This window comes from Roseateles sp., assembly GCF_044373315.1.
Classification (GTDB): Bacteria; Pseudomonadota; Gammaproteobacteria; order Burkholderiales; family Burkholderiaceae_C; genus JACDQM01.
In genome coordinates, this window is record NZ_JBILQK010000121.1 from 1 (window position 1) to 8772 (window position 8772).

The 8772-nt window shown below is 64.6% G+C and carries 9 protein-coding genes; 8 read left to right on the top strand and 1 reads right to left on the bottom strand.

Annotated elements, in window-relative coordinates; translation table 11 throughout:
• Nucleotides 1–437: Crp/Fnr family transcriptional regulator (locus ACIQ67_RS18035; RefSeq protein ID WP_397535759.1), on the bottom strand; the 437-nt coding region annotated here is incomplete at its 3' end.
• Between the two features lie 210 nt (nucleotides 438–647).
• Between ACIQ67_RS18035 and ACIQ67_RS18040 the strand changes: the two genes are divergently transcribed.
• From ACIQ67_RS18040 to ACIQ67_RS18075, 8 genes are all read left to right on the top strand, one after another.
• Nucleotides 648–2594 carry an AMP-dependent synthetase/ligase gene (locus ACIQ67_RS18040; RefSeq protein ID WP_397535760.1) on the top strand — a complete coding sequence of 649 codons (1947 nt, stop codon included), beginning with the start codon at nucleotides 648–650 and terminating at the stop codon, nucleotides 2592–2594.
• Between the two features lie 2 nt (nucleotides 2595–2596).
• Nucleotides 2597–3382: an ABC transporter ATP-binding protein gene (locus ACIQ67_RS18045; RefSeq protein WP_397535761.1), complete on the top strand. Its 786-nt coding sequence runs from the start codon at nucleotides 2597–2599 to the stop codon at nucleotides 3380–3382.
• Between the two features lie 10 nt (nucleotides 3383–3392).
• Nucleotides 3393–4322, top strand: a complete 930-nt coding sequence (locus ACIQ67_RS18050) for a branched-chain amino acid ABC transporter permease (RefSeq protein ID WP_397535762.1) — start codon at nucleotides 3393–3395, stop codon at nucleotides 4320–4322.
• A gap of 98 nt (nucleotides 4323–4420) precedes the next feature.
• Nucleotides 4421–5497, top strand: coding sequence for a branched-chain amino acid ABC transporter permease (locus ACIQ67_RS18055; protein WP_397535763.1), 1077 nt, complete (start codon nucleotides 4421–4423; stop codon nucleotides 5495–5497).
• A 66-nt stretch (nucleotides 5498–5563) separates the two neighbouring features.
• Complete coding sequence (locus tag ACIQ67_RS18060; protein WP_397535764.1) at nucleotides 5564–6898, top strand: ABC transporter substrate-binding protein; 1335 nt, start codon at nucleotides 5564–5566, stop codon at nucleotides 6896–6898.
• Between the two features lie 181 nt (nucleotides 6899–7079).
• The gene (locus ACIQ67_RS18065) at nucleotides 7080–7895 is read left to right on the top strand and encodes an ABC transporter ATP-binding protein (protein WP_397535765.1); all 816 of its coding nucleotides are present in this window, start codon (nucleotides 7080–7082) and stop codon (nucleotides 7893–7895) included.
• A 40-nt stretch (nucleotides 7896–7935) separates the two neighbouring features.
• Nucleotides 7936–8241: a hypothetical protein gene (locus ACIQ67_RS18070; RefSeq protein WP_397535766.1), complete on the top strand. Its 306-nt coding sequence runs from the start codon at nucleotides 7936–7938 to the stop codon at nucleotides 8239–8241.
• 4 nt (nucleotides 8242–8245) lie between these two features.
• Nucleotides 8246–8772 (top strand): phenylacetate--CoA ligase family protein (locus tag ACIQ67_RS18075; protein ID WP_397535767.1); only part of this gene is annotated, 527 nt, incomplete at its 3' end.

An 8772-nucleotide genomic window follows, 5' to 3' on the forward strand; every position in this document is an offset into this window, starting at 1 on the left:
ACGAAGCGGTTGAAGCCGATGCTGTGCTCCAGCAGTTCGTGGAAGGTGTCCAGCGGCAGGCCGGCCACCACGCTCTTGCGCAGGGCCTGGATGTTGTAGCGGTAGACCTCGCGCTTGAGCAGCGTGCCTTCACCGAACCAGCCGCCGGGCGGCACGCCGGTGAAGGTGATGGCCTGGCCCGAGGCGTCGTCGTTGCTCATCTTCAAGAGGCCGTCGACCACGCCAAACCAGAAGCTGGCGGGCTTGCCGATGCGGCACAGGCGTTCGCCGACTTCGGCATCGGCCAGTTGCAGCTCATCGATGGCGCGCTGGCGCTGGGGTGCGTCCAGCACCTGCAGCCAGGGAATCGCGTCCAGCTCTTCGCGGGTGGCGCGGCGTGCGCGCTGGCGCAGCGGTGGGTGGGTGCGTGGCCCAGCGGCGGGCGTCAAAGAGTCCATGCTGGAGTCTGGAGGCTCCAGCATGACGCGGGGCTTACGTCTGCGGGTTTTGCATGTCAGGGAAATCCAGCCCCCGTGCAGACCCTAGGAATGTCGTTGCAACGACAACATAGCGTCAAAGTGAGGCCTAGTATCCGCTCCAACAACACACAGACCCGTGCGTAGGTGAGGCCGTCAGGCCGAGCCCGCAGCGAGGGACAGGAGACAACGGTGGCCAAGACTTTCCCCAGGCTCTTGATCGAGCATGCGGCGCAGCGCCCTGATGCGCCGGCGCTGCGTGAAAAGGAATACGGCATCTGGCAGACGCTCAGCTGGGCGGAGCTGGCAGTGCTGGTGCGCGAGCTGGCGCATGGTCTGGCTGCGGCCGGCCTGCAGCGCGGCCAGCACATCGTGGTGGTGGGTGAGAACCGGCCGCGCCTGAGTGCCTGCATGCTGGCGGCGCAATCGCTGGGGGCCATTCCCGTGCCGCTGTACCAGGACGCGGTGGCAGCCGAGTTTGTCTTTCCGATCAACAACGCTGAGATCGCTTTCGCGGTGGTGGAAGATCAGGAGCAGGTCGACAAGATGCTGGAGCTGCGCGAGCAGTGCCCGCAGCTGGCCCACATCTGGTTCGATGACTCGCGCGGCTTGCGCAACTACAACGAGCCGGGCCTGGCCTCGCTGGACGATCTGCGCGCCCGCGGCCGCCAGCATGCCAATGCGCACCCGAACTTCTTCGACGCCCAGCTGGCCGCCGGCGAGCCTGACGATGTGGCGGCGATGTTCTTCACCTCGGGCACGACCGGAAACCCGAAGGGCGTGGTGCACACCCATGCCACGCTGATCGACCGCGCTGCCGCCGGTGCGCGCTTCGACAAGCTGACGAGCAACGAGGAAGTGCTGGCCTATCTGCCGCCGGCTTGGATCGGCCAGAACATATTCAGCTATGCGCAGTGGCTGGTCTGCGGCTATGTGGTGAACTGCCCCGAGTCGGTCAGCACCGTGAGCATCGATCTGAAGGAGATCGGCCCGACCTATTACTTCGCGCCGCCGCGCGTGTTCGAAGGCCTGCTGACCAGCGTGACCATCCGCATGGAAGACGCCAGCGCCATCAAGCGATGGCTGTTCGATCAGTGCATGCAGCTGGCCCGCCGCGTCGGCCCGCCGCTGATGGATGGCAAGCCGGTGGGCGCGCTGGACAAGCTCAAGTACGCGCTCGGCAACTTCCTGATCTACGGCCCGCTGCGCAACACGCTGGGCCTCTCCCGCGTGCGGGTGGCCTACACGGCGGGCGAGGCGATCGGGCCTGACCTGTTCACCTTCTATCGCTCGATCGGCATCAATCTGAAGCAGCTCTACGGCTCGACCGAGACGGCGGTGTTCGTCTGCCTGCAGCCCGACCATGAGGCGCGTGCCGACACGGTGGGCGTGCCGATCGATGGCGTGGAGATCAAGCTGGCCGAGAGTGGCGAGATCCTGGTCAAGTCGCCCGGGCTGCTGAAGGGCTACTACAAGAACCAAGCCGCCACCGACGAGGTGCTGACGCCCGAAGGCTGGTATCACACCGGCGATGCGGGCTTCATCGACGCGCACGGCCACCTGAAGATCATCGACCGCGCCAAGGATGTCGGCCGCCTGATGGGCGGGCCCAACGACGGCGCAATGTTCGCACCCAAGTATGTGGAGAACAAGCTCAAGTTCTTCCCGCACATCAAGGAAGCGGTGGCCTTTGGCGACAAGCGCGAGAAGGTTTGCGCCTTCGTCAACATCGACTTCGAGGCCGTGGGCAACTGGGCCGAGCGCCGCAACCTGCCTTATGCCGGCTACACCGATCTGGCGCAGAAGCCCGAGGTCTACGAGCTGATCCGCGACTGCGTGGAGAAGGTCAATGCTGACCTGGCGCAGGACGAGCTGCTGGCCGGCAGCCAGATCACCCGCTTCCTGGTGCTGCACAAGGAGCTGGATGCCGACGACGGCGAGCTGACGCGCACCCGAAAGGTCAGGCGCGGCGCCATCGCCGAGAAGTATGCGGTGCTGATCGATGCGCTGTATGGCGGCAAGACCTCGCAGTTCATCGAGACCGCGGTGAAGTTCGAGGACGGCCGCAGCGGCAAGGTGTCGGCCGATCTGAAGATCGGTGATGTGAAGACTTTCTCACCTGCCCGAAAGGCAGCATAAGCATGGCCGAGAAAAAGATTGGCGACGTCATCCTGGACGTCCAGAACATCAGCCTGCGATTCGGCGGCGTGAAGGCGCTGACCGACATCAGCTTCAACGTGCGCGAGCATGAAATCCGCGCCATCATCGGGCCGAACGGCGCGGGCAAGAGCTCGATGCTGAACTGCATCAACGGCGTCTACACGCCGCAGGAAGGCAAGATCACCTTCCGGGGCCAGACCTTCAGCCATATGAACTCGCGTCAGGTGGCCGAGATGGGTGTCGCGCGCACCTTCCAGAACCTGGCGTTGTTCAAGGGCATGAGCGTGATCGACAACATCATGACCGGCCGCAACCTGAAGATGAAGACCAACATCTTCCAGCAGGCGATCCGCTGGGGTGCGGCCGAGCGCGAGGAATGCGAGAACCGCGCCTTTGTCGAGCGCATCATCGACTTCCTCGAAATCCAGGCCTGGCGCAAGACGCCGGTGGGGCGCCTGCCCTACGGCCTGCAAAAGCGCGTGGACCTGGGCCGTGCGCTGGCGATGGAGCCGCAGGTGCTGCTGCTGGACGAGCCGATGGCCGGCATGAACGTGGAGGAGAAGCAGGACATGTGCCGCTTCATCCTGGACGTCAACGACGAGTTCGGCACCACCATCGTGCTGATCGAGCACGACATGGGCGTGGTGATGGACATCTCGGATCGCGTCGTGGTGCTGGACTACGGCAAGAAGATCGGTGACGGCATGCCTGACGAGGTGCGTGCCAACCCCGATGTGATCAACGCCTATCTGGGCACATCTCACTGAGGGCGGCGCGATGGGATTCTTTATAGAAACACTGATCGGCGGCCTGATGTCGGGCATGCTGTATTCGCTGGTGGCGCTGGGCTTCGTGCTGATCTTCAAGGCCTCGGGCGTCTTCAACTTCGCGCAGGGCGCGATGGTGCTGTTCGCGGCGCTGGCGATGGCGCGCTTCTCCGAGTGGTTCCCGGCGCTGCTGGGCTTCGACAGCAAGCTGCTGGCCAATCTGCTGGCCTTTGCCGCCGCGATGGTGGTGATGGTGATCGTTGCCTGGGCCATCGAGCGCCTGGTGTTGGGCAAGCTGGTGAACCAGGAGGGCATCACGCTGCTGATGGCGACGTTGGGCATCACCTATTTCCTCGACGGCTTCGGCCAGACCCTGTTCGGCAGCGAGATCTACAAGATCGACGTGGGCCTGCCCAAGGACCCGATGTTCCTGCTGGAGAGCACCTTCCAGGGCGGCATCCTGGTCAACAAGGAAGACCTCTATGCAGCCGGCATTGCGGCGGCGCTGGTGGCTGGCCTGTCGGCCTTCTTCCAGTACACCGCTACCGGGCGGGCGCTGCGTGCGGTGGCCGATGACCACCAAGCCGCGCAGTCGATCGGCATTCCGCTCAGCCGCATCTGGGTGATCGTGTGGTCGGTGGCCGGCTTCGTGGCGCTGGTGGCCGGCGTGATCTGGGGCTCGAAGCTGGGCGTGCAGTTCTCGCTGTCGCTGGTGGCGCTGAAGGCGCTGCCGGTGGTGATCCTGGGCGGCCTGACCTCGGTGCCAGGCGCCATCATCGGCGGGTTGGTGATCGGTGTCGGCGAGAAGCTGTCCGAGGTCTACATCGGTCCGATGCTGGGTGGCGGCATCGAGATCTGGTTCGGCTATGTGCTGGTGCTGTTCGTGCTGCTGGTGCGCCCGCAGGGCCTGTTCGGGGAAAAGATCATTGACCGCGTATGACGCGGGCAATGATCCTTCGATGCAGGCTCACTTCGCGCAACGAAGTTAAGCGAGCAAAGCGAGCGGCCGGAGTCAAAAGATCATCTGGAAAGTAATCCATGCTTTATAGAGAAAACGGTCAATTCAAGACCTCCTACCCCGCGGACCAGCAGATCTTCCCCATCGCGCAGGACCGCATCGGCATCGCGCTGCTGCTGCTGTTCGCGGTGGTCGGCGTGCCGCTGCTGGCGGATGAATACGCCTTCCGCGCCATCCTGATTCCCTTCCTGATCCTGGCGCTGGCGGCGCTGGGCCTGAACATCCTGGTGGGCTACTGCGGCCAGATCTCGCTGGGCACTGGCGCCTTCATGGCTGTGGGCGCCTATGCGGCCTACAACTTCCTGGTGCGGGTCGACGGCATGCCGGTGATCGCGGCCATCCTGCTGGGCGGCGTGTGTGCCACGGTGGTGGGCATCTTCTTCGGCATTCCCTCGCTGCGAATCAAGGGCCTGTATCTGGCGGTGGCCACGCTGGCGGCTCAGTTCTTCGTCGACTGGGCCTTTCTGCGTGTGCAGTGGTTTACCAACTATTCCACCTCGGGCACGGTCAGCGTGGCCGACCTGAAGCTGGCCGGCTATCCGATCGACAGCCCGGTGGCCAAGTACCTGTTCTGCCTTGGCTTCGTGGTGGTGTTCGCCTGGCTGGCCAAGAATCTGGTGCGCAGCCATATCGGCCGCGAGTGGATGGCGATGCGCGATATGGACGTGGCGGCTTCGGTGATCGGCATCCGCCCGGTCTACGCCAAACTGACCGCCTTCGCGGTGAGCAGCTTCATCGTCGGCGTGGCCGGCGCGCTGTGGGGCTTTGTGCACCTGGGCTCGTGGGAGCCGGCGGCCTTCTCGATCGACCGCAGCTTCCAGCTGCTGTTCATGGTCATCATCGGCGGCCTGGGTTCCATCATGGGCAGCTTCTTCGGCGCGGCCTTCATCGTGGTGCTGCCGATTTTCCTGAACCAGGCCCTGCCGCTGCTGGGCGATCTGATCGGCGTCAGCATCGGCACTGCGCTGATCGCCCACACTGAGCTGATGATCTTCGGCGGCCTGATCGTGTTCTTCCTGATCGTTGAGCCACACGGCCTGGCGCGCCTGTGGTCCATCGGCAAGGAAAAGCTGCGCCTGTGGCCCTTCCCGCACTGAAGTCTTTCACGTCGAAACACCATTCAACCCCCGCACCGCAGAGTGCACATTTCCCAGGAGACACGCATGAAACTCAAGCAGCTCGCGATGGCCGTCTCGATGGCCGCAGCCGGACTGGCCTCGCTGGTGGCAATGCCGGCAGCCGCACAGGACAAGGTGCAGTTCTTCCCGGTGCTGTCCGGCCGCACCGGTCCGGTGGCGCCGAACGCGACGCCCTGGGCCAATGGCCACAACGACTACATGAAGCTGGTGAATGCCCGCGGCGGCATCAACGGCGTCAAGACGCTGGTGGAAGAGTGCGAAACCGCGTACGCGACCGACCGCGGCGTGGAGTGCTATGAGCGCCTGAAGGGCAAGCATGGCGGCGCCACCGTGTTCCAACCCCTTTCCACCGGCATTACCTTCGCGCTGACCGACAAGGTGCCGGGCGACAAGATTCCGCTGATCACTTCGGGCTATGGCCGCAGCGACACCGCTGACGGCGGCATCTTCCGCTGGAACTTCCCGCTGATCGGCCACTACTGGGTGGCCGGTGATGTGGTGCTGCAGCACATCGCCAAGAAGGAAGGCGGCTGGGACAAGCTCAAGGGCAAAAAGATCGCCGTCGTCTATCACGACAGCGCCTTCGGCAAGGAGCTGCTGCCCATCGTGCAGGAGCGCTCCAAGATGCACGGCTTCGAGCTGCAACTGCTGCCGGTGCCGGCGCCTGGCGTCGAGCAGAAGGCGATCTGGCTGCAGGTGCGCCAGCAGCGCCCGGACTTTGTCGTGATGCAGACCTGGGGCGTGATGACGCCGACCGCCATCAAGGAGGCCATCGCCACCGGCTACCCGCGCGAGAAGATGTTCGGCACCTGGTGGTCGGGCGCCGAGCCGGACCTGAAGGACGTCGGCGCGGCCGCCAAGGGCTATAGCGCGGTGATGATGCAGCACGGTGCCGAGCCGGGCTCTGCAGTCGTCAAGGAGATCCTCGACAAGATCTATGCGAAGGGCGAGGGCGCTGGTCCGAAGGACGATGTCGGCAGCGTGCTCTACATGCGCGGTGTGGTCGGCGCGATGCTGGCGGTCGAGGGCGTGCGCGCAGCGCAGGAACGTTTCGGCAAGGGCAAGGTCATGAGCGGCGAGCAGGCGCGCTGGGGTTACGAGAATCTCAACCTCACCCAGGCCAAACTCGATGCGCTGGGCTTCAAGGGCGTGATGCGTCCAGTCTCCACCAGCTGTGCCGACCACCTGGGTGCCAACTGGGCCCGCGTGCACACCTGGGACGGCAGCAAGTTCGTCTGGGCTTCCGATTGGCTGCAGGCTGATGAGCAGATCATCAAGCCGATGGTCAAGGCTTCAGCCGAGAAGTACGCCACCGAGAAGAAGCTCACCCGTCGCACGCCGGCTGACTGTCAGTCCTGAGGCGCGCAGCGTCTCGGGACCGGCGGTGCCGAGTCCTGTTTGAGCTGCTTCCTCCCCATCCCCTCCCTCCGAGAGGGAGGGGGGTGACACCACTCCCTACCCTCGCCCGAGGCGAGGGGGCTCCTTGCGGAGCCTTCTTCAAAGCACCGCGTGCGGCGCTTTGAAGAGCCAAGAGGTAACTATGAGCAATGCCAACAACATCCTTCTGAACGTCAACGGCATCGAGGTCATCTACAACCACGTGATCCTGGTGCTCAAGGGCGTGTCGCTGCAGGTCAAGGAGGGCGGCATCGTCGCGCTGCTTGGCGGCAACGGTGCCGGCAAGACCACCACGCTGCGCGCGGTCAGCAATCTGCTGGCGGGTGAGCGGGGCGAGGTCACCAAGGGCTCGATCGAGCTGCGCGGCGAGCGCATCGAGCAGCTGAGCACCTCGGAGATGGTCAATCGCGGCGTGATCCAGGTGATGGAGGGCCGGCACTGCTTCGCCCACCTCAGCATCGAAGACAACCTCATGACCGGCGCCTACACCCGCAAGGACGGCAAGGCGGCGGTGGCCGAGACGCTGGAGAAGGTCTACAACTACTTTCCGCGCCTGAAGACGCGCCGCACTTCGCAGGCTGCCTACACCTCGGGCGGCGAGCAGCAGATGTGCGCGATCGGCCGCGCACTGATGGCCAATCCGAAGATGGTGCTGCTGGACGAGCCCTCGATGGGCCTGGCGCCGCAGATCGTCGAAGAGGTGTTTGAGATCGTCAAAGACCTGAACGCCAAGGAAGGCACGACCTTTCTGCTGGCCGAGCAGAACACCAATATGGCGCTGCGCTACGCCGACTACGGCTACATCCTGGAGAACGGCCGTGTCGTGATGGACGGCGAGGCCAAGTCCTTGCGCGAGAACGAGGACGTCAAGGAGTTCTACCTCGGCATGGGAGGCGGCGACCGCAAGAGTTTCAAGGATGTGAAGAGCTACAAGCGCCGCAAGCGCTGGTTGGCCTGAGCCCTTCGGCCGATCGTTCCGTTCATGTCCATGCCCAGCGATGAGTGATGCCAACGACTTCTTTGCCTTGCCCGCCTTCAAGCCGGGAGAAGCACTGCTGAAGCTGAAACGCGATCTGCGCGACTTGCGCCAGCTGGCCGAACGTGACGGCGGCAGCAGCTTTGCGCTGAAAGGGCAGGACGTGCTGGAGCTCGCTATCGATGGCGCGCAGTTGAACGCCAAGCTCGCCAAGCGCCCGGCGCAGCGGCCGGAATGGGACAGCTGGACCTGCAAGAGCAGCGCCGACGTGCGACGGCTGCAGGACGAGATCAAGAAGCGCCTGGCGCGCTGGACGACGGAAGACTGATGACATGAGCGCTGCTTTCTACGACGCCCTGGAGACCCGGGATCCGGCCGAGCGCGAGCACGCGCTGATGCAGGCGCTGCCGGGCCAGATCGCGCATGCGCAGCAGCATGCGCCGGCCTTTGCCGAACTGCTGGCCGGCGTTGATGCTGGCAGCGTGACTTCGCGCGAAGTGCTGGCCCGCCTGCCCGTGACGCGCAAGAGCGAGTTGCTAGAGCGTCAACAACAGCAGCGCGCCATCAATCCCTTCGGCGGCTTCTCGGCCATCGGCTGGGGCGCGGCGCGGCGCGTGTTCCAGTCGCCCGGCACGATCTACGAACCCGAGGGGCGTGCGCCGGACTACTGGCGCGTGGCGCGTGCGATGCACGCCGCCGGCTTCGCTCCCGGTGAGCTGATCCACAACAGCTTCTCCTACCACCTGACGCCGGCCGGCTCGATGATGGAAACCGGCGCGCATGCGATCGGCTGCACGGTGTTTCCGGGCGGCGTCGGCAATACCGAGCTGCAGCTGCAGGCCATGGCCGAGCTCCAGCC

Excerpts from the sequence above, each read along its gene's own strand:
- ACIQ67_RS18045 (WP_397535761.1), top strand. The coding sequence starts at position 2,597 with ATGGCCGAGAAAAAGATTGGCGACGTCATCCTGGACGTCCAGAACATC.
- ACIQ67_RS18050 (WP_397535762.1), top strand. The coding sequence starts at position 3,393 with ATGGGATTCTTTATAGAAACACTGATCGGCGGCCTGATGTCGGGCATG.
- ACIQ67_RS18055 (WP_397535763.1), top strand. The coding sequence starts at position 4,421 with ATGCTTTATAGAGAAAACGGTCAATTCAAGACCTCCTACCCCGCGGAC.
- ACIQ67_RS18060 (WP_397535764.1), top strand. The coding sequence starts at position 5,564 with ATGAAACTCAAGCAGCTCGCGATGGCCGTCTCGATGGCCGCAGCCGGA.
- ACIQ67_RS18065 (WP_397535765.1), top strand. The coding sequence starts at position 7,080 with ATGAGCAATGCCAACAACATCCTTCTGAACGTCAACGGCATCGAGGTC.
- ACIQ67_RS18070 (WP_397535766.1), top strand. The coding sequence starts at position 7,936 with ATGAGTGATGCCAACGACTTCTTTGCCTTGCCCGCCTTCAAGCCGGGA.